The 19,306-nt window shown below is 35.2% G+C and carries 19 protein-coding genes; 17 read left to right on the top strand and 2 right to left on the bottom strand.

Going from position 1 to position 19,306, the window contains the following annotated elements:
- The first annotated feature begins 255 nt into the window (after window positions 1-255).
- Complete coding sequence (locus tag DFR57_RS18565) at window positions 256-378, top strand: hypothetical protein (RefSeq protein WP_281270475.1); 123 nt, start codon at window positions 256-258, stop codon at window positions 376-378.
- 343 nt (window positions 379-721) lie between these two features.
- Here DFR57_RS18565 and DFR57_RS06560 read toward each other — a convergent pair whose 3' ends face one another.
- Window positions 722-1,000 (bottom strand): hypothetical protein, encoded by a 279-nt coding sequence (locus DFR57_RS06560; protein WP_114352340.1) that lies wholly within the window; start codon window positions 998-1,000, stop codon window positions 722-724.
- Window positions 1,001-1,094: 94 nt separating this feature from the next.
- Here DFR57_RS06560 and DFR57_RS06555 point away from each other — a divergent pair, with 94 nt between their 5' ends.
- The 14 genes from DFR57_RS06555 (at window position 1,095) to DFR57_RS18560 (ending at window position 16,762) form a co-directional block, all read left to right on the top strand.
- Window positions 1,095-2,069, top strand: coding sequence for a helix-turn-helix transcriptional regulator (locus DFR57_RS06555; protein ID WP_114352339.1), 975 nt, complete (start codon window positions 1,095-1,097; stop codon window positions 2,067-2,069).
- A gap of 775 nt (window positions 2,070-2,844) precedes the next feature.
- On the top strand, window positions 2,845-4,248 hold the full coding sequence (locus DFR57_RS06550) for a sugar porter family MFS transporter (RefSeq protein ID WP_114352338.1): 1,404 nt from the start codon (window positions 2,845-2,847) through the stop codon (window positions 4,246-4,248).
- Between the two features lie 196 nt (window positions 4,249-4,444).
- A complete protein-coding gene (locus tag DFR57_RS06545) occupies window positions 4,445-5,782 on the top strand; it encodes a copper resistance CopC/CopD family protein (protein WP_114352337.1) in 1,338 nt (445 codons plus the stop codon).
- A gap of 115 nt (window positions 5,783-5,897) precedes the next feature.
- On the top strand, window positions 5,898-6,140 hold the full coding sequence (locus tag DFR57_RS06540; RefSeq protein ID WP_114352336.1) for a hypothetical protein: 243 nt from the start codon (window positions 5,898-5,900) through the stop codon (window positions 6,138-6,140).
- Between the two features lie 498 nt (window positions 6,141-6,638).
- The gene (locus tag DFR57_RS06535) at window positions 6,639-7,961 is read left to right on the top strand and encodes an ABC transporter substrate-binding protein (protein WP_114352335.1); all 1,323 of its coding nucleotides are present in this window, start codon (window positions 6,639-6,641) and stop codon (window positions 7,959-7,961) included.
- Between the two features lie 92 nt (window positions 7,962-8,053).
- A complete protein-coding gene (locus tag DFR57_RS06530) occupies window positions 8,054-8,914 on the top strand; it encodes a carbohydrate ABC transporter permease (RefSeq protein WP_114352334.1) in 861 nt (286 codons plus the stop codon).
- Window positions 8,914-9,732, top strand: coding sequence for a carbohydrate ABC transporter permease (locus DFR57_RS06525; protein ID WP_114352333.1), 819 nt, complete (start codon window positions 8,914-8,916; stop codon window positions 9,730-9,732). Before DFR57_RS06530 ends, DFR57_RS06525 begins: the two co-directional genes overlap by 1 nt.
- 202 nt (window positions 9,733-9,934) lie before the next feature.
- Window positions 9,935-10,672: a YqcI/YcgG family protein gene (locus DFR57_RS06520; protein ID WP_114352332.1), complete on the top strand. Its 738-nt coding sequence runs from the start codon at window positions 9,935-9,937 to the stop codon at window positions 10,670-10,672.
- A gap of 219 nt (window positions 10,673-10,891) precedes the next feature.
- Entirely contained in the window at window positions 10,892-11,416 is a 525-nt protein-coding gene (locus DFR57_RS06515) for an NfeD family protein (protein WP_114352331.1), read from the top strand.
- Window positions 11,417-11,434: 18 nt separating this feature from the next.
- Window positions 11,435-12,889 carry a flotillin lipid rafts scaffold protein FloT gene (locus tag DFR57_RS06510; RefSeq protein WP_114352330.1) on the top strand — a complete coding sequence of 485 codons (1,455 nt, stop codon included), beginning with the start codon at window positions 11,435-11,437 and terminating at the stop codon, window positions 12,887-12,889.
- Window positions 12,890-13,160: 271 nt separating this feature from the next.
- Window positions 13,161-13,595: a DUF4181 domain-containing protein gene (locus DFR57_RS06505; protein WP_170132925.1), complete on the top strand. Its 435-nt coding sequence runs from the start codon at window positions 13,161-13,163 to the stop codon at window positions 13,593-13,595.
- Window positions 13,596-14,154: 559 nt separating this feature from the next.
- Window positions 14,155-14,676: an SRPBCC family protein gene (locus DFR57_RS06495; RefSeq protein WP_114352327.1), complete on the top strand. Its 522-nt coding sequence runs from the start codon at window positions 14,155-14,157 to the stop codon at window positions 14,674-14,676.
- Between the two features lie 535 nt (window positions 14,677-15,211).
- A complete protein-coding gene (locus DFR57_RS06490; protein ID WP_114352326.1) occupies window positions 15,212-16,381 on the top strand; it encodes a TraB/GumN family protein in 1,170 nt (389 codons plus the stop codon).
- A 246-nt stretch (window positions 16,382-16,627) separates the two neighbouring features.
- Entirely contained in the window at window positions 16,628-16,762 is a 135-nt protein-coding gene (locus DFR57_RS18560) for a hypothetical protein (RefSeq protein WP_281270474.1), read from the top strand.
- A 109-nt stretch (window positions 16,763-16,871) separates the two neighbouring features.
- Here DFR57_RS18560 and DFR57_RS06485 read toward each other — a convergent pair whose 3' ends face one another.
- Entirely contained in the window at window positions 16,872-17,756 is an 885-nt protein-coding gene (locus tag DFR57_RS06485) for a TIGR01777 family oxidoreductase (protein WP_114352325.1), read from the bottom strand.
- Between the two features lie 181 nt (window positions 17,757-17,937).
- Between DFR57_RS06485 and DFR57_RS06480 the strand changes: the two genes are divergently transcribed.
- Window positions 17,938-18,738, top strand: coding sequence for an NUDIX domain-containing protein (locus DFR57_RS06480; protein WP_114352324.1), 801 nt, complete (start codon window positions 17,938-17,940; stop codon window positions 18,736-18,738).
- Window positions 18,739-18,754: 16 nt separating this feature from the next.
- Window positions 18,755-19,306: a cysteine hydrolase family protein gene (locus DFR57_RS06475; protein ID WP_114352323.1), complete on the top strand. Its 552-nt coding sequence runs from the start codon at window positions 18,755-18,757 to the stop codon at window positions 19,304-19,306.

The raw sequence follows: 19,306 nt of genomic DNA, 5'->3' as shown, positions 1-19,306 counted from the left end.
TTCCTATCGTGATGTGAATGGCAGAGATCCAGTATGGTTTCATTGCAGGTATATATATGAGTCGTAGCCTTCTAAATATGTTAAGTTAAAATACTTGCGCAACTTCAAGAAATTCTTTAAAAACAGCACGAATGGCTTGATAAGATTAAAAAAATTGGAAATAGAGCCAAAAACACAACCGATATTTGAGCACCCCCATTCCTGCTAAACCAAAGAATTTCTAGTAATATCCAAGAAATTGGTGGAATGGTCTGTATGAGTTGTACAAGTAACATGGTCACGGAAGCGAGCTTTGTGATTTTGCCACTTGCGCAACAGGGAACAATTCCTCCAATTGTTGCGAGACTTTACCCAAGTGATAGTTTCAAAAATGTATAAAGTACCGATTGCCAACAAACCGCTTCTATAATCATAGAATAGAGAGCTAAGCAAGTTTCCCAAGGTAAAAGTATGCTCCATAAGAAGCTTTGAGAGCGAAGGGTGTGATTAAAAGCCATCAATTTTGAAGTACTTATGACATAGTTTTTAATTCTTGATGACTTGTAAATGGACGTTATTCTCATCCTGTGAGATAGAAAATGCTTCTTCAATGTGCTGGATTTTTTAGTCGAACTTGGTATCTACTAAGGCAAGAGCAACACTAGTTGTCATGTTTGCTGTTACAGAAGTTTCTTCTTCACTTTTGAAAGTGAGAGAAGCATGCCCATTTTTGTGAAATGCCTCAACTCGAACAATGCAATGCTTGGACCCAAATTGACATTTTTTCAGATGGATCTAATGCCGTAAGTTTGGTATCGGGGATTATAGCCAATATATTTAAAAGCTCCTCTCCACCAACAGCTCCTATTAGTAATACGTTACGCTCATGATGGGGTAATTTTCCTTTCAATAATTTTGCTGTGAGTTGGTACGTCGTTTGATAACCAGGTACTTTACGATGAATGGTTTTTGGATACCGGAGAACTTTCTTGCTTTGCCATCCGTCATTTAATGAAAACATTTTAAAAAACTCATTTTATGGTATAATCAATAATCATTCTCAATTATAATAGTAATAAGGGACTGAAACTATCCCAGAGATAAGGGGGGTATATATGAATGAGGCTAATGCAATAAGGAAAAGAATTCGTCAGAAGTTGTACACTATTTGTTCTTTTGATGCTTCCTGCATTCGGACAGTTGATCCTAATAATTTATTGACCACTGGGGCTTTAACAGATGAAGTAATTGAAAAAATACATCCACAATTATTCGTGAATGAATATTTAGATCAGGATATTCATTCTCAATATGAACTAGCTAGTTCATCGATTCCAATAAAGGTATTAAGTCATTCAACGAATAGCGAAAAAAGCAAAAGACTACAAGAAATCCTCTTTCCAGCAGGTTTCAAGAGTGAAATGAGAATGGCATTTGTAACAGGTGGACAATGTTATGGTTTTGCTAGTTTATATAGAAGAGATCTAGCTTTTAATAGTAATGATGTGAACAAAATTAGGAAACAAGTAAAAGAAATTGCTAGTATTATTAGAAAACATGTCCTCCGTGTAACGAATAAGGCCAAACCTTTTACAATTCAACCCATGTTAATTATGTCCAGTTCTTTTACGATTCTTTACCAAAATCAACAAGCAAAAAGTTGGCTTCATCAGCTTTCTAAACAAGAGGACCTATTGATAGATCAAATACCTCGATCGATTCGAGCTATTTTCTTCCAGGTGCTTAAGAACCGAAAGAATCATAGCAATACAATTATGATTGATAGTGAAGGAGAATTATATGCGCTAGAGGCAGCATTATTAACGGATCATGAAGACGAAATGGTAATAGTCATAAAAAAAGGTCCGATTACAAATGGAGATTGGTTTTCTTATTTAATTAAATGTTATCAATGGACAGCTAAGGAATCTGAAATTATTCGCTACATAATTAAAGGCGATACGACCAATGAAATTGCAGATCAATTATCGATTTCACCTTATACCGTGCAAGATCACTTGAAATCAATTTTCCTTAAAACCAATATAAATAGTAGAAGTAAGTTAACTAATCTAATTAATGGGTGGTAAGGGGATTAACCACTCGTTCTCCTGTATCACTTAAACATTTTCCATTATTTATTTGAAAATAACCAATAGAAGCAGATGTACATTCCGTTTTGTCAATATCTTGACTCGGTTCTTCAATTGTTTTTATCGTATGGACATTTAATTCTTTTCTTGTGGAACTCTCAATAACTTAGTTTAGTAATTCTTTTCTAAAAGTTGGTTTTTACTGCTTTATCAAAGATGAGAAAAAAGGTCTTGCGGTATCCGTAAGCGGCTCTTGGCCATCAGTAGCTAGATAGCCTTCAGAAGCTAATTCTTCTTATTGACTTCTAAATCTTTTGTTAAGACATATTCTTCCTTCAGTTTGCAAATTAGCTGGGTCCTCCAAGTAATCTCTCCCTTAGTACTGCTTTTTGTGCTTGAGTCGTGAATGTATATCTACACATTTATCATTTAATAATGCGACATCATATCCAGTAACATTTGTAATCATTAATTCAATTAATCCACCCAAATTAATCATTTGGATGAAGAGTTATGAACTATCCCTCCTTGAAATTGTATAACTGTGTTTGTTGTGCAAAAAAATCTAGCTATTAACAAAAAAGTGAAGATGATTGGCATTTTAGAAGTAAATATCCATGGTAAATTTGACAGAACGAACGGTTAAACACGCTTTATCCAATAATGAAAGCGAATTAATAATGACTCGTTTATGTGTAAACAGAGCATTCTCACTTCATCATGATGGATAAAGAATAGGAACTTAAAAAAATCAAATTAATGGGGGATAATAATGGAAAAGAAACACTCAGCATGGTATGTTATCTTAATTGCCGGAGCGGCAGGAATGGCAGGTTTATTATATGGGTTTGATACAGCAGTTATATCAGGAGCAATTGGATACCTACAAGAGATTTATGATTTGAGTCCAGCTATGGAAGGGTGGGTTATCTCCTGTGTAATGATAGGTGGTGTTACAGGGGTAGCTCTTTCTGGCTTTTTAAGTGATCGTTTTGGTCGAAAAAAATTATTAATGGTTTCTGCAGTGTTTTTCATCATCTCTGCATTGGGATCAGCCTTTGCGATTAATGTTACAACACTAGTACTGGCAAGAATTCTTGGAGGACTAGGTATTGGTTTTGCTTCAGCCTTATCGGTGACCTATATTAGTGAATGTGCACCTCCAGCAATTCGGGGAAGGTTAGGCTCGATGTATCAGTTATTTACTATTTTAGGTATTAGTGCCACCTTTTATATAAATTATTTTGTCGCAAATAGCGGTACCTATGAATGGGGTCTTGAATTTGGTTGGAGATGGATGCTTGGTTATGGAACGATTCCAGGTATTATTTTCTTAGTGTTGTTATTCTTCATTCCGGAAAGTCCGAGATATTTATTTCAAAAAGGACAAGATCAAGCAGCCTATCAAATTTTAAAGCGTATTAATGGAGAAGCTATTGCAAAAAAAGAAGAGAAAGAAATTAAAGCATCAATCAAAGTGGAAGAAAATACGTCTGTGAAACAACTATTAAAGCCTGGTTTAAGAATGGCAATGGGTGTAGGTGTTTTCCTAGCATTATTCAACCAAGTAATTGGTATGAATGCCGTGACTTATTATGGTCCAGACATCTTCAGAAGTGTAGGCTTTGAAAATAATACCGAATTTTTAGCGACAAGTATTATTGGTAGTGTACAAGTAGTATTTACGATCGTTGCTATTTTATTAATAGATAAACTTGGTCGGAAGAAATTAATGGCGATTGGTTCAAGCTTAATGGCTGTATTTATGCTATTAATTGGAAGTGTATTTTATTTCGAACCAGCAAATGCAGGTATTCTGTTAATTATTATGATTGCTGGATTTACAGCATCCTTCTGCGTATCCATGGGTCCAATTCCGTGGATTATGATTCCAGAAATTTTCCCAAATCACCTTCGTGCAAAAGCGGTTGGAATTGCTACGATCTTCTTATGGGGAGCGAATTGGGCAATTGGTCAATTTACACCAGTATTGATTAATAATATGGGTAGTGCATTCACTTTTTGGATGTTTGCTGTTATTAATGTGATCTGCTTTATTTTCGTTATGACAATCGTTCCAGAAACCAAAAATAAATCATTGGAAGAAATTTCTCAGTTATGGAAAACGGATATACAAAAAGCCGAAGAAAAAAGAGTACAAGAAGAATTAGCTTAACTTATTGTTTGGAATTGTTTATAATAACAAAGGATATAAGAATAAAAAAACTGATCAAGATTATTTTCTTGGTCAGTTTTTTGTTGAAGTGATCCAAATCTGCGATTTTAACGTTTATTATATTAAAGAAGCACAAATTTAAGGAGGGGCTGTGTAGAGGCATAATTTATCAAATTGCTGTCTATACAAAAAACATATGAAAAAATACTTATTAATTCCTTTATTCCTGATGCTAGTTATCCTCTTTCCAACGCTCGTCTCTGCACATACCTCGCTTCTAGAAGCTAACCCTGCGCCGAACAGTGAATTAGTCAAGGCACCAGAAACAGTTACACTAACTTTTAGTGGAACCTTGGATTCAAGCTTGTATGAGATAAAGCTATATCAGGACGAAGGTAAGGAAGTAGTTTTTGACGAAGCTACAAAGATTGAAGATAATCAGCAAACCATATACAGAGAACTAACCGACCTCGACAGCGGAGATTATTCGCTAAGTTATAAAGTAATAGGAGCTGATGGACATGTTATCGAGGACACTTATTCTTTTTCTTTACGCGTAGATGAGCAAGCAGCATTGAAAGAAGAGGATAGTGAAGCATCCGAGATAGTTAATGAAAGTGTGCCAGAAAAGGAAAATAAAGATAATAAAAATGAAGCTATCTCAAAAGAGAAAGAGAGGGAAGAGAAGCTTAATAATGAGTCAGAATTAGATGAAGCCACCGAGAATCACATCGATGTCCCTGCCTATTTGATTCGAGCGCTCTATTATTTTAGTTTACTGACCATATCAGGCTTGGTATTCTGGTCATTTTTTACGAATATTAGTAAGTCATCTACTGAAAAGGTTTATAGAAAATCGTCTATGTACTTAAAGGTGATGCTACTAATAAGTGTTGTGATTTCTGGATATCTACAGTCTAATAGTTTATTAACAGATATGACGAGTATAACCACGTTATTAGTTGAAACCACAATAGGTAGAGCGTGGATGAGTTTAATTGGTTTATCCATTCTTAGTTTTTTCATTCTGCATCGTTCAACATTTATCGATGCCATCTGGATTGTACTTTTGCTTTTTACAGAAGCCATTTCAGGTCATGCAAATGCAATGAAACCAGTTATTTTAAATATATCTTTAGATATTATTCATCTCGGAGCGGCAGCAATATGGATATCGGGTATAGTCATTCTACTTTTATTTTGGAAATCAAATGAGGTATTCATCAAAAGTTTTATTCCTATCTTTTCAACTTATGCCTTGATTAGTATGATCACATTAGCTATTTCGGGGAGTGTTATGACGGTTTTCTTTCTACCAGACATCACCTTACTTTGGAGTAGCTTATGGGGACAAGTATTACTATTAAAAATAGTGGTATTCATTATAATTGCTCTTATTGGCTATTTTATGCGAAAAGCATATAAGAAAACAAATCAAAAAGCGCAACAACATCTTTTGAAAGGGGATATTCTTTTAATCCTTGTTATTTTGTTGGTTGTTAGTGTACTAACTCATGTAAGTCCATTACCTTAAGCCAGATATATCACGATAAACGTAGTATCTAATTAAAGTCATCTTCATGGATAATGTTTAATATTTCTCGAAACAGGAATATTGATAACACAATCCATTTAAGGTGGTGAAGCTTGTGAGTAAAGATAATCAAAATCACGAAGATTTAAAGAAGAAGCAAGTAGTTGATAACGAACGTAAGAGTACGTTTGATGAAGACCGGACAGAGCTTCATAAATTTAAAGAAGAACAACTTGTCGATGATATTCCATTAGAAGATTTAAAGATAGAAGAGAAAAATTTGAAAGATAAAAAGAATAGTCAAAGTACTTCTCAATCAGAAAAGAAGTACAAGCATCCAAAGCATAAAAATAAATAGTTTCTTTGTTCTAGTAAAAGCATGAGAGCATAAACTGTATCGTAATTATTAGGTTTAAGGGCTAATAATTGTGATGCAGTTTTTTTATGGAGATTTATTAAACAAGTATGTTAATTAAACATTAATCGATCATGCGTAAGCTTTTACTTAGCTTTAATGTAGCAAAAGAGAGAAGACAAATCGTCATTAAATTTTATGCAAACGTTTGTCTAAAATAAACCAAGCTAGATTGGCGCTTGCATAATCAATTTATTAACCATTGATAAATAAGCAATGGTAACGCTTTTATTTTTCTAATTAGGACTTGTTCAATTAGAATATATGTGGTAACATTTAATCAATTCATGCAAACGATTTCTCTTATGTGTGAATGAGATAAGGTTATAGTCTTGTAATTTATAGGGATTATTGAAATTGTCTGTACTTTGTTATGGCAGTATATTTTTTTAATTCAAAGCGCAAACGATTTCGCAAAATACAATTAGTGGAGGAATGTAAATGTTACATGGAAAAATGAAATCAAAACTCTTTTTAGTCTTTGCTCTGTTAGCAGTGATGTTGATGGTTGCTTGTGGAGATTCAGATGATACAGAAGAAACAAGTGGAACAGAAAACGCAGGAGGCTCACAAGAAGAAGTAGCAGTAGATATTTTTCAGTTTAAGGTAGAGTTTAAGGAACAATTCGAGGAAATTATTGCAATGTATGAAGAGGAAAATCCCGATGTTAACATGAGCGTGCAAACCGTTGGTGGAGGAAATGACTACGCCGCTTCCTTGAAATCACAAATGGCATCTGGTAATGAGCCAGTTATTTTCAATATTGGTGGACCTACCGATGTTGAAGAATATGAAGAATACTTAGCAGATGTATCAGATACAGAAGCGGCTTCTTTAGCTTTAGATGGAACATTAAATGGAATTGAAGAAGATGGAAAAGTATGGGGCCTACCATTCGCACAAGAAGGATATGGATTAATTTATAACAAAGAAATTTTAGAGCAAGCAGGCATTAACCCTGAAGAATTAACAACCTTCGAAGATTTAGAAGAAGCGTTAGCTACTATTGATAGTCAAAAGGAAGAATTAGGACTAGATGCAGCAATGGCTTTACCAGCAAAAGAGTTATGGGTAATGGGAAATCATTTAGCTAACCATTACATTGCACCAGAATTTAATAGTGACATTATGACCGCATATGAAGCACCAAGTATCGATTTTGAATATGGGGACCAAATGAAGAGAATGCTAGATTTACAAAATCAATATTCTGTCCAACCAGTTTTGAGTTTGGATTATTCCATGCAAGTAGAGCAACTCTTTTCACTTGGAAAAGTAGCAATGATTCAACAAGGAAATTGGATCTATCCAACAGTAGAACAAATGGATGCGGAATTTGCTCAAGATAATATTGGCATGATTCCTATGCCGTTTGAAGGAGAGAAAAGTGATTCTTTACCAGTAGGTGTTCCACAGTACTGGGTAGTAAATAAAAACAGTTCTGAAGAACAACAGCAAGCAGCTAAAGATTTCTTAGACTGGATGTATACATCAGATGCGGGTAAAGAATTTGTATTAAATGAATTTAAATTTATTCCTGCATATGAAGGATACGATGCTGATAAAATCGCTGATCCATTATCTCAAGCAGTATACAATTATGCATCTGAAGGAAAAACAATTGGATGGACATTTATGGCTAATCCGGTTGGATGGAATGAAGATGTGATGGGTGCCAATATGCAACGCTATTTAGTAGATGACATAGAATGGCAAGAAGTTCTAGATACTGCAGAATCAGAATGGGAAAAATCACGACAATAAATTAAACGTTGCAGCCAACAAAAATTCTTATTTTGTTTTGTTGGCTGCATTTAATTCAACAGGAAAACAACAGAAGATGGAGGTGCTTTTAAATGAATAACAGGAATCTATCATTTTGGCTATTTTTAGCGCCTGCTTTACTTGCGCTTACCTTAGTCGTCTTTTTTCCGTTTATTTACGGTTTTATATATTCCTTTACAGATTGGAATGGTCTAACCGCATCTAAATTTATTGGCTTAGCAAATTATGTAGAAGTATTTCAGGATGCTGAGTTTCTTGATGCTATTGTGTTCACTGTATTATTTGCTGTAGTGTCTATTATCCTAGTGAATATACTTGGTCTTAGTCTCGCATTAATGGTGACGCAAAAAATTAAATCTAACAATCTATTAAGAACTGTCTTTTTTATGCCTAATTTAATCGGTGGATTGATTCTAGGATTCATTTGGCAGTTTATCTTTGTAAGTGCATTTTCAGCTATTGGTGATGCCTTAGGCATTGAGGCTTTACAGGGCTGGTTGTCTACCACGGAGACAGGCTTCTGGGGATTAGTTATTTTAAATGTATGGCAATACGCTGGCTATATTATGATTATTTACATCGCTTATTTACAAAGTGTTCCACAAGAATTGTTAGAGGCTGCAGAAATTGATGGAGCAAGTGCTTTTCAACGTTTTTGGAAGGTGAAGTTTCCATTAGTTGCGCCAGCTTTTACTATTAGTTTATTTTTAACACTTTCGAATGCGTTTAAACTGTACGATCAAAACTTAGCGCTTACGAATGGAGGACCATTTGGTTCTACACAGATGCTTGCAATGGAAATTTATAATACAGCATTTAGTGATTATGAAATGGCCTATGCTCAATCGAAAGCTGTTATCTTTTTTATTTTAGTAGCGGCGGTTGCTTTAACGCAAGTCTATTATAATAAGAAGCGGGAGGTTGACCTATAATGCAGAATAAAAAACGTAATAAATTACTCATCGAGATTTCTGGTCTTATTCTTGCTATCTTATGGTTAACACCATTCTATCTTATGGTTGTAAATGCCTTTAAAACAAAAAAGGGAATCTTTTCTGATATTTTGGGTCTGCCAGAAGAAGGAACATTTGAGAACTTCAAGCAAGCCTTTATTGATCTGGATTTTATTCGCTCCTTTTTCTACTCTCTCTTTATTTCTGTAGGGAGTTTAGCGCTTATCATTATTTTTTCCTCAATGGCTGGCTATGCTTTAGCGAGGAATAAAAGTAAATTAAGCTCAGGTATTTTTATGGTGTTTGTTGCTGCGATGTTGATCCCATTTCAATCGGTAATGATTCCACTTATTTCATTATTCGGTCAAGTAGAGATGTTAAATCCAGCAGGGTTAATTTTTATGTATCTAGGTTTTGGTTCTAGTCTTTCTATTTTCTTGTACCACGGTGCAATGGCTAGCATACCAGTTTCCTTAGATGAAGCTGCCACCATCGATGGTGCAAATAAATGGCAGATATTTTGGAGAATTGTGTTTCCGATGCTAAAGCCAATTTCTGTCACGGTAATGATTTTAAATGTTATCTGGATCTGGAATGATTATTTACTACCATCACTTGTTCTGAGTCAAGAAACAGCGACAATCCCGCTTAAAATGTTCTTTTTCTTTGGACAATATACCAAGCAATGGCACTTAGCGTTAGCGGGACTAACGATTGCGATTGTTCCTGTTATCATCGTTTACTTCTTTGCACAAAAACATATTATTAAAGGTGTAACAGATGGAGCAGTGAAATAAAAATAACTTTAAAATAAGTAAAGATATATGGGATCAAGTTCTGTGAATTATTTGCAGAACTTGGTTCTTTTTTATGGATAGGATAAATATATCAGTAGGGAAGTATAGGTGAAAATAGTTTACAATCTATGGGGTTCGGGAATTGGAAGTTAACGTCAATTTATGATTATATTGATGAAACAAAGATAGAAGGAGATGCAAGATGTTAATAAAAAATAGTCCCTATTTACTTACTAAGGATGATTTTGAACAGTCCGAAGTATTGCCAAACTGGCTTATAGATGAATATAAAACGTTTAGTGAAATTGTTACAGATCCGACTTTTCCTTGTTTTTTTGGAAGAACTGGTCAACGGAGGGGAGAACTTCGCTACTCCTATATAACACAGGATAATTGGGCGCATTTACCTGATGCAGTGGAAAGTTTTTTAAGTTTATTTACAGAAGAAAATAAAATAAGACATGGCCTTTTCATTTTTGTGGAACCAGAAAGCACAGAGAAATCAATTGAGTATTATCGTTCCTACTTTTGGGAGATCTTGCAATATCTCCATGAGCATGATCGATTTGATTGGCCGGAACAAGCGCCGAAGGACCCGGAACATCATTTATGGGATTTTCATTTTGCTGGTGAACCTATCTTTGCATTCGGAAATGCCCCTGCATATAAGCAGAGGAAAACAAGAGATTTAGGAAATAGCTTGATCTTAGGTTTCCAACCACGTGCTATTTTCCAAGGTTTAGAAGGAACGGAAAAGGGCGGTATTATGTCCCGGGAAAAGGTAAGGGCTAGGGTTGAGAAGTGGGATGGCTTACCTAAGCATCCAGATATCAGTCATTTTGGGGATCCGGATCATAATGAATGGAAACAATCCTTTATCGGAGATGACATCAAACCTATCGAGGGTAAATGCCCTTTCCATCATAAAAACATGTCTTAGAAGTTGTAACCTAATTAAAAATATTAAATAGAGAGAGGAAAAGTTCATTACTTTTTCTCTCTCTATTTTTTTCTAAACATTTTTTGAATTTAAGTTTGTATATAGGAGAACATAGCTAAATTAGGAAGTAATTATCACTTAATACATAAATTTGGGAACTTTTTATCTATTTCTTACGTATACATCATGAGAGACCATTTAAGAAGGGAGTGAGCTTATATTGGAATAGTTGATATTTATTGGTGGTTACTGTGGGGGAGTCTTGGGTTTGCAATTATTTCTTTACTTCTTGGAAATGTGTTAGATGGATTATTAGACAGTATATTTGATGGTATCGGGGAATTATTGAATCCGTTATTATTATTTGGAACGTTGTCGGTCGTAGGTGGTGCTGGTGTCATACTAACAAAATACACATCTTTAAATACAATTTATGTATTGTTAATTAGTGTATTATTTGGTATTGGCGCATATGTTTTGATTTATTTTTTTCTAGTTATTCCGATGTCTAATGCAGAATCTTCTACTTCTATTTCAGTAAATGATCTAGAAGGAAAGGTTGGAGAGGTAATTACCACCATTCCTGCTAATGGGATGGGAGAAGTTTTTATTAGTTCCACAAATGGAAGTCGCAATGAGACAGCTCTTAGCTTTGATCAAAAGGAAATTAAACAAGGAACAAGAGTTGTAGTGGTAGAGGTTAAAGATCAGCTTCTGTATGTTTCTGAATTAATCGACTTATAATTTTGGAGGAGGGTACACATGGATATTTTAATTGTGGTTGGTGTGATTGTAGCTGTTATTCTAGCATTTGCTATTTTATTTGCAGCTCGCTATAAAACGGTTGGTGCAGATGACGCTATGATCGTAACGGGTAGTTTTTTAGGAAGTAAAAATGTACATAAGGTAGATGATGGCTCCGGGATAAAAATTGTGCGAGGTGGCGGGGCATTTATACTACCTATTTTTCAACAAAAAGAGAACATTAGCTTAAGATCTCACAGCTTAGATATTTCTACACCGAATGTTTATACCGAAAATGGTGTGCCTGTCATGGCTGATGGTACGGCTATCATTAAGGTGCAAAGTACTACAGAAGGAATTGCTACTGCAGGTGAACAATTTTTAGGGAAGGATAACTCTGAGCTGCGAAAAGAAGCACAAGAGGTTTTAGAAGGCCATTTAAGAGCCATATTAGGCACGATGACTGTAGAAGAAATATATAAAAATCGTGAACGATTTGCACAAGAAGTCCAAACACAAGCTGCAGTTGATTTGAAGAAAATGGGGCTTCAAATTGTATCGTTTACCATAAAAGATGTCCAGGATGAAAATGGCTATTTAGAAGCATTAGGTAAACCGCGGATTGCAGAAGTAAAAAGAGATGCCCAAATTGCTGAAGCTAATGCGATGCGTGATTCCAGAATTAAAAAGGCAGAAGCAGAACGTGAAGGAAAGGGCGCTGAGTTATTAAGTGAAACGCAAATTGCAGAGTCAACCAAGGAGAAAGAATTAAAAGTTGCCACATATAAGCGTGAGCAAGATACAGCTAAAGCGGAAGCCGACATGGCCTATAAGCTCCAAGGGGCAAAATCTGAGCAACAGGTAAAAGAAGAAGAAATGCAAATTCAACTGGTAGAAAAGAATAAGCAAATTGAAATTGATGAAAAGGAAGTTCTGCGTAAACAAAAGCAATATGAAGCGGAAATTTCTAAAAAAGCAGAAGCAGAGCGTTATGCAACAGAACAAAAAGCAGAAGGGGATAAAGTAACGCGTGTCAAACAAGCTGAGGCAGAGGCGGCTCAGATTCGCTTAGATGGTGAGGCAGAAGCAGATGCCATTCGTCAAAAAGGTCTAGCTGAAGCGGCAGCAAAAGAAAAAATTGCGGAAGCAATGGAGAAATACGGAGAAGCGGCTATCCTTGAGATGATCATTAAGATGTTACCAGAGTTTGCTGGTAAAATTGCAGATCCAGTTCGTGCGATTGATAAAGTAACTGTTGTGGATACAGGAAATGGCGATGGTGACGGAGCAACGCGCATGAGTAGTTATGTAACAAAATTAATGAGTCAGTTACCTGAAACACTGCAGGACGTCTCAGGTGTCGATTTAAAAGGGATGCTAGATAAAGTAGCTTCAAAGAATGAAGCGAAGATTAAGGAAGGGTTAGCATCTGCTACTGAAAATACGGAGCTTACAGAAAATCAACAAAACTAACACTACATCTTAAATGATTAGCGCACCATAGCAATCTAAATGAAAGCCTTTATGGGTTCTAAGAATCGCATAACGTTTGCTAGTCGGACGTTATGCGATTTCTTTTTTATACTTCAGGAGGCGTTTTTAGTGTTGAATCTTTTGCTGGGTGTTGGTGTAGTATTCTTTGTCCTTATCTCATTTCTAATATTTGTTAGTTTAAAGCGAGAGAAATAAGACGCTAGTGTATGGAAAAAATTAAATTTGATAAATGATGAGAAGAGGTGATCCTTTGTTCTATATTGATTCAGAATTGCTGTGGAAAGCGGGCTTCGTTCTTGTCAGTTTCGGAATATTGTTATATATGTATAATAATGTTATGCGGCACTGGCTAAAAGTAGAGAAAAAGAAATTATTTTCTTATAATCACATAAATAAACAACATAAGATCATCGATTGGGCGATTCGTATTACTTTTATGTTTTTATTACTGCTATCGTACACGTATAAGGTAAGTGTAGATTTTAGAAATGTTAAGTGGTATCTAGAAATTTGGTTTGTTATGATCGTGTTTGTTGTAGTACTGGAAGGAGCTCGTGCTTATATGGAATGGAAATTTGCTGAGAATAGAAGAGATTATATTTTCACGATAAGTCAATTAATATTTATCATACTCTTTTTCTCTTCTATGATTTTGACTGATTTTTTTTGGATGATGCCTAGATGATATATCACAGCCGAAAACATAGAAAACCATTGATTTTTTTGTTTTTATTGATGCTGTTTCAATTCATTATGATAAGCTTCAACATGAAAGAACTGTGGATCATGCAGATATGTATAACTATCTTTATCTTGGTAGCGATTTTAATAAAATTTGAACTTGTTTTAAAAAAGGATTCCTTGACATATCGTTTACTCTTATTTAAATTACCTATATATCAACAAGTAATAAAATCCGATAACATCAAACAGATGAAATTCAAGCGGGTTAATTGGGCTGCAAAGGGTACCTCAATAAAGGTGAAAAATAAATTAAATGTGAGAATTTATGGTTTCAGACCTGAGAGCGTCTACAATGACCTAATTGAATTTGCGAAGGTGCATTCTATACCAATTTCAAAGAGCGAAGATTATAAAATATTAGAAAAAATGAAAAGCAGAAAATAATAATGGCATTACTTCCGTCCTTCTATATTAGTTAGAAGGATTTTTTGATAAAAGAGCGAATATACAAAAGTAAATAATATACATGAGTGATAAATAAATGTTTGGGAGGGATTTTAATGAGTGAAAGCAATGTGCAAAAGCATGTGATCGAAAACAACAAACTAATTGTTGAACGGACTTTCAATGCGCCAAAACAACTTTTGTTTCAAGTTTTCTCAGAATCAAATCATTTGGAAAATTGGTGGGGACCGAAAGGATGGAAGACCAAAAATCACCACTTTGATTTTGCCTCAACCGGTGTATGGCACTATGGCATGGAGTGTATTGATCAAGAACAAAGTGACTGGTATGGGGAAATCTCTTGGGGTAAGGCGGTTTATCAAGAGATAGTAAGGAATGAAAGGATTGTCTATCATGATTATTTTTCCGATCAAAATGGTGATATAAATCAAGCGTTGCCTGGGATGGAAATAGCGGCTTACTTTTATGATCTTGGCAGTCAATCGAAAATTGTAATGGAAAATACGTTTCAATCAAAAGAAGAGCTAAAGAAATTGATAGAGATGGGTGTTTTAGAAGGTGTAAGTTCACAGTTTGAAAAATTAGATGAGTATCTTGAGGAAATAAATCAAAAATAGTATTAAAAACGGAAAAAGCATGCTCCATACTGGACCATGCTTTTCTCCGTTCCCAATACTAAGGGATGCACGCGGAAAATTTATTACATTTCCTATTCAATTTCTAAAAAACCAAACTGTTTCTTCTCTGACGAATAATAAACCCGTCTCTTGCAGTTTGAATCGGCTAACTGCGATACAAAATCTTTCTTCTGCATTCATTTCATGCAATGACTAGCTAAAGCAGTTAGTTTCACTTGCACTTTCACAAAATCACTTACAAATTACAAAATACTTTCGTGAACGGAACTTCCACTTTCATTGTTCCTGACGAGTTTTTATCGTCAGCCAAGCTAATTTTCCGCCAAGGCTGTGCATTTCATCGATTGATTATCTTTCCTATCAACCGTGTTTCACCTTGTAATAGTATTATACCACGCTTTCCGATTTTTAAACCATATATTTAAAAATTTTTTTATTAAAGATTCCCACCTAACTTTTTTGCTTAGAATGCGCTATACTATAAGGTAGAGTCTGTAAAAGAAAGGATCAATTCATGGACGAAAATCAGAATATCACGAGAATTTCAAATAACGGTAAGGAATATATTTTAGTGGGTACAGCACATGTATCTAAGCATAGTGCAGAACAAGTAAAAGAAGTTATCGAAAAGGAACAACCAAACGCGGTTTGTATTGAACTGGATGAACAAAGGTTTCAAGCAATTAAAGATGATAATCGTTGGAAGAATATGGACATATTCCAAGTGATCAAAGAAAAGAAAGCCACTCTTTTGCTGATGAATTTAGCCATTTCTTCTTTTCAAAAACGTATTGCTAAGCAATTTGGTATTAAAGCTGGAGAGGAAATGATTCAAGGTATTAAATCGGCAGAGGAAATCGGAGCAGATCTCGTATTAGCTGACCGAAACATTCAAATAACGTTTGCGCGCATTTGGGGTGGAGTAGGCTTTAAGGGTAAATTAATGCTTTTGACACAAGTTATCGGAGGCGTTTTTTCTAAAGAAACCATTTCAGAGGAAGATTTAGAAAAAATGAAATCACAGGATTCTATTCATAGTATGCTAAGTGAATTTACGGAAACTTTTCCAAGACTTAAAAAACCTCTTATTGATGAACGAGATCAGTATTTAGCTCAAAAAATAAAAGAAGCTAAAGGAGAAAAGATTGTAGCTGTATTAGGGGCAGCGCATGTTCCAGGTATAATGGAAGAGATTCACAAGGAACATGACTTGAAGGCGTTATCTACCGTGCCGCCTAAGTCAAAATGGCCTAAAATAATTGGATGGTCCATTCCGTTTGTTATTATCGCATTAATGACGTATACCTTTATGGCCAATCCTGTAGCTGGATGGCAACAGGTAACAAGCTGGTTGTTATGGAATGGTGGTTTTTCAGCACTTGGAGTTATTTTAGCGTTAGGTCATCCGTTAGCTGTTTTAACTGCTCTAATTGCTGCGCCGATCACATCTTTAAATCCATTGATGGCTGCTGGATGGTTTGCTGGTTTTGTTCAAGCATACGTTAAGAAGCCACAAGTATCCGATTTTGAAACATTGTCTGAAGATGTATTTACAGTAAAGGGCTTTTGGAAAAACAAAGTCACACGAGTGTTGCTTATTATTGTGTTTGCTAATTTAGGAAGCTCATTAGGTACAATCATTGCCGGAACAGATGTAATTCGTTTGTTTATTGATAATTTATAAAAATTTGGATTCAATCTTATCGTTGTTAAATAAGACCTTTTCTATTTGGAAAAGGTCTTATTTTTGTACTATAAATATAAAATTTTTTGGGCTGCATTTTAAGGAAAAGTAATTGTTTCTCTAAAGGAGAAGGAAATGTGAATTTTTCTAATCTCGGACAAAAGTAGGAATTACTATTTTAAACTAGAACGTATGTTCTTGTTGTGATATAATAAAATTACCCTCTAAAGAAAGGGGGTGGTAGGTATGGAAGTGGTACTTGCGTTAGTAGCCGTTGGCATAAGCATTTTAGTTGCGGTTATTAATTTAGTAACCGCACTTTTGCATTTCAAGCGGCACAACAAAAAAGACCGTCGCTCTGCCAAGCGACGATCTACGTAATACCCATGGAACGTGAGGGGAGTTTCCTCTCGCGTTCTCTCCATATTCTACTTTTATTATATACTAAATATGCATCCAAAGTAAATGGGTAAGCATAAAAAGGGCGTACTCACCTAGTAAGATCTACGAAGGTTTCTCTGATAGTTGGAAAAGCGAATGTAAAACCAACCTGTATTAACCTTTCTGGAACTACCCAGCGACTTTTTAATAAAAGCTCGGTTTCTGTTCGAAGTGCAATTGCTCCTGCCTCTAGCATCCATTTATTAGCCGGTAAGCCATAGTTCTTCTTCATCACATCTCTTAATTGGCGCATAAATTCTTGATTTGTAACAGGGTTAGGACTGGAACAATTAAACACACCCTCTAAATTTTTTCTATCATGTACAAAGTCTATACTTCTGCTTAAGTCTTCAATATGAATCCAACTAAACATCTGCTTGCCTGTTCCATGTTTCCCACCCAGTCCAAGTTTTACTAAATTTTTATAAGGCGTCATGACGCCACCGTTTGGTCCAAGTACTATCGCAAGCCTTAATGCAATTTGTCTCGTATTTGGCAAGTTAAAGCTAAAAAAGGCTTTCTCCCACTTTTTCCCTACGTCTACAGAAAATCCAGTTCCAATCTCCCCATCTTTTTCTGTCATTGGACGATCCTCTGCGTGACGATAGATCGTTGCTGTGCTGGAATTAATCCAAAGTTCAGGGGGATTCTGACAAGCCTTTATAGCATCGCCTAATATTTTGGTTGTGCCTGTGCGTGACGTTAATATTTCATGTTTATTTTTTTCATTGTATCTACAATTAACTGATTTACCTGCAAGGTTAATGAGTAGATCTGCATTTTCTAAAGCAGCTATTATTTCTTCTTTATGGTTCCAAGTAATCGAAGGTTCATTGCGAGATATGGTGAGTACATCATATCCCAAGCTTTCATATTTATTGACTAAATAACGTCCAATAAAACCAGAACTACCTGCAATGACAACTTTTCTCAATGGTATACACCTCTTCCTTTTTGTTGTAGTATGACATAATTTGGGGGATTATACGAATATTGTGAAAATATAAGTAAATACTTGCATCTTGTTTGTGAATCATTTATCATGTGGTTAATAGTAATTATTAAATTACAAATTACTTGGTTGAATCAGAATTATGAGGAAAGGGCGAGCAATCATGTCTCAAAAACAAGCAGAACAAGAAGCCTTAAAAAATTACGACTCAACTAAATATAAGACACCAGACGGATATACAGCAGATATTGCTATTTTTACGATAATATCTGAAAAAATAGCTGCGAAAGCACCGCCTAATATGACGCTGAAAATAATGCTCATTAAACGTGCTTTAAAAAGCAGTGAGGGAGAAGCTAATATTGAAGGTGGTAAATGGGCTTTGCCTGGTGGGTTTGTAGATGCAATGCAACATGAAACGGCATATATAGCAGCAGAACGAGAATTAAAAGAAGAAACCAATGTCGAAGGGTTATTTCTTAAACACTTTAGTACGTATGATGCGATTAACCGAGATCCACGGGGTTGGATGATTTCCAATGCTTTTTACGCCATAGTGCCAGAGGATAAATTAAAACAAAGACGAGCAGAAGATGATGCGATGGAAGTGGCATTGTTCGATATTGATGAAGTGTTTAAACTTAAACTTGCTTTTGATCATGAAAAAATTATAAAGGACGCATTAGCAGTTATGAAAAGAGAAATGTTACAAACCACTATAGTTCGGAACTTTTTACCGAAGGAATTTACGTTATCTGAACTACAGGGTGTGCTTTTAACATTAGGAGAAGATTCGAGGATAGCGAATGATTCGTTATTTTTTACGAAAATTCCGAAGTTAGCCTTTGTAGAGAAAGTTGTAGATGAAAATGGTGTATATCAAAAAACGAATCGACATTCTTATCGACCTTCACAACTCTATTATTTTAATGATATCAATGTTGATGCTTCTATTTATTTTTAAAAAATGGGGGATGAATATGAATAAACGTGCATTAATTAATATTGATTATACGATGGATTTCGTTTCGCCAAATGGTGCTTTGACATGTGGTGAACCAGGCCAAAAAATTGAAGACGAGATTGTTGCGATAACAAGAGAATTTATTAATAATAAAGATTTTGTAGTATTTGCAGTAGATATTCACGAGAGAAATGATGTATATCATCCTGAAACCAATCTTTTTCCTCCGCATAACATAAAAGGAACAGAAGGTAGAAAATTATATGGAAGCTTAGAAAAGCTACAACAATCATCTATCTCCCTAGAGCATGTTTATTATATGGATAAAACGCGCTACTCAGCTTTTGCTGGAACAGATTTAGAACTAAAACTTCGTGAAAGAGAAATTAATGAAGTACATCTAGTGGGTGTGTGTACAGATATTTGTGTGTTACATACAGCGATAGATGCCTACAATAAAGGCTTTCAAATTAAAATCTATAAGGATGCTGTCGCTTCCTTCAACGCATTAGGACATGAGTGGGCACTTGGACATTTTGAACACACACTTGGAGCGACGATTGTATAA

It is taken from the genome of Saliterribacillus persicus (assembly GCF_003337485.1).
Classification (GTDB): Bacteria; Bacillota; Bacilli; order Bacillales; family Amphibacillaceae; genus Saliterribacillus; species Saliterribacillus persicus.
The sequence above is the reverse complement of the archived record's forward strand: the minus strand, read 5'-3'. Positions and strand labels throughout refer to the sequence as shown.

What these genes read in the sequence shown, in the direction of transcription:
- DFR57_RS06545 (WP_114352337.1), top strand. Translation starts at nt 4,445, where the DNA reads ATGAAAAAATACTTATTAATTCCTTTATTCCTGATGCTAGTTATCCTC.
- DFR57_RS18565 (WP_281270475.1), top strand. Translation starts at nt 256, where the DNA reads ATGAGTTGTACAAGTAACATGGTCACGGAAGCGAGCTTTGTGATTTTG.
- DFR57_RS06530 (WP_114352334.1), top strand. Translation starts at nt 8,054, where the DNA reads ATGAATAACAGGAATCTATCATTTTGGCTATTTTTAGCGCCTGCTTTA.
- DFR57_RS06480 (WP_114352324.1), top strand. Translation starts at nt 17,938, where the DNA reads ATGTCTCAAAAACAAGCAGAACAAGAAGCCTTAAAAAATTACGACTCA.
- DFR57_RS06520 (WP_114352332.1), top strand. Translation starts at nt 9,935, where the DNA reads ATGTTAATAAAAAATAGTCCCTATTTACTTACTAAGGATGATTTTGAA.
- DFR57_RS06490 (WP_114352326.1), top strand. Translation starts at nt 15,212, where the DNA reads ATGGACGAAAATCAGAATATCACGAGAATTTCAAATAACGGTAAGGAA.
- DFR57_RS06510 (WP_114352330.1), top strand. Translation starts at nt 11,435, where the DNA reads ATGGATATTTTAATTGTGGTTGGTGTGATTGTAGCTGTTATTCTAGCA.
- DFR57_RS06535 (WP_114352335.1), top strand. Translation starts at nt 6,639, where the DNA reads ATGTTACATGGAAAAATGAAATCAAAACTCTTTTTAGTCTTTGCTCTG.
- DFR57_RS06525 (WP_114352333.1), top strand. Translation starts at nt 8,914, where the DNA reads ATGCAGAATAAAAAACGTAATAAATTACTCATCGAGATTTCTGGTCTT.
- DFR57_RS18560 (WP_281270474.1), top strand. Translation starts at nt 16,628, where the DNA reads ATGGAAGTGGTACTTGCGTTAGTAGCCGTTGGCATAAGCATTTTAGTT.
- DFR57_RS06555 (WP_114352339.1), top strand. Translation starts at nt 1,095, where the DNA reads ATGAATGAGGCTAATGCAATAAGGAAAAGAATTCGTCAGAAGTTGTAC.
- DFR57_RS06495 (WP_114352327.1), top strand. Translation starts at nt 14,155, where the DNA reads ATGAGTGAAAGCAATGTGCAAAAGCATGTGATCGAAAACAACAAACTA.
- DFR57_RS06550 (WP_114352338.1), top strand. Translation starts at nt 2,845, where the DNA reads ATGGAAAAGAAACACTCAGCATGGTATGTTATCTTAATTGCCGGAGCG.
- DFR57_RS06475 (WP_114352323.1), top strand. Translation starts at nt 18,755, where the DNA reads ATGAATAAACGTGCATTAATTAATATTGATTATACGATGGATTTCGTT.
- DFR57_RS06560 (WP_114352340.1), bottom strand. Translation starts at nt 1,000, where the DNA reads ATGTTTTCATTAAATGACGGATGGCAAAGCAAGAAAGTTCTCCGGTAT.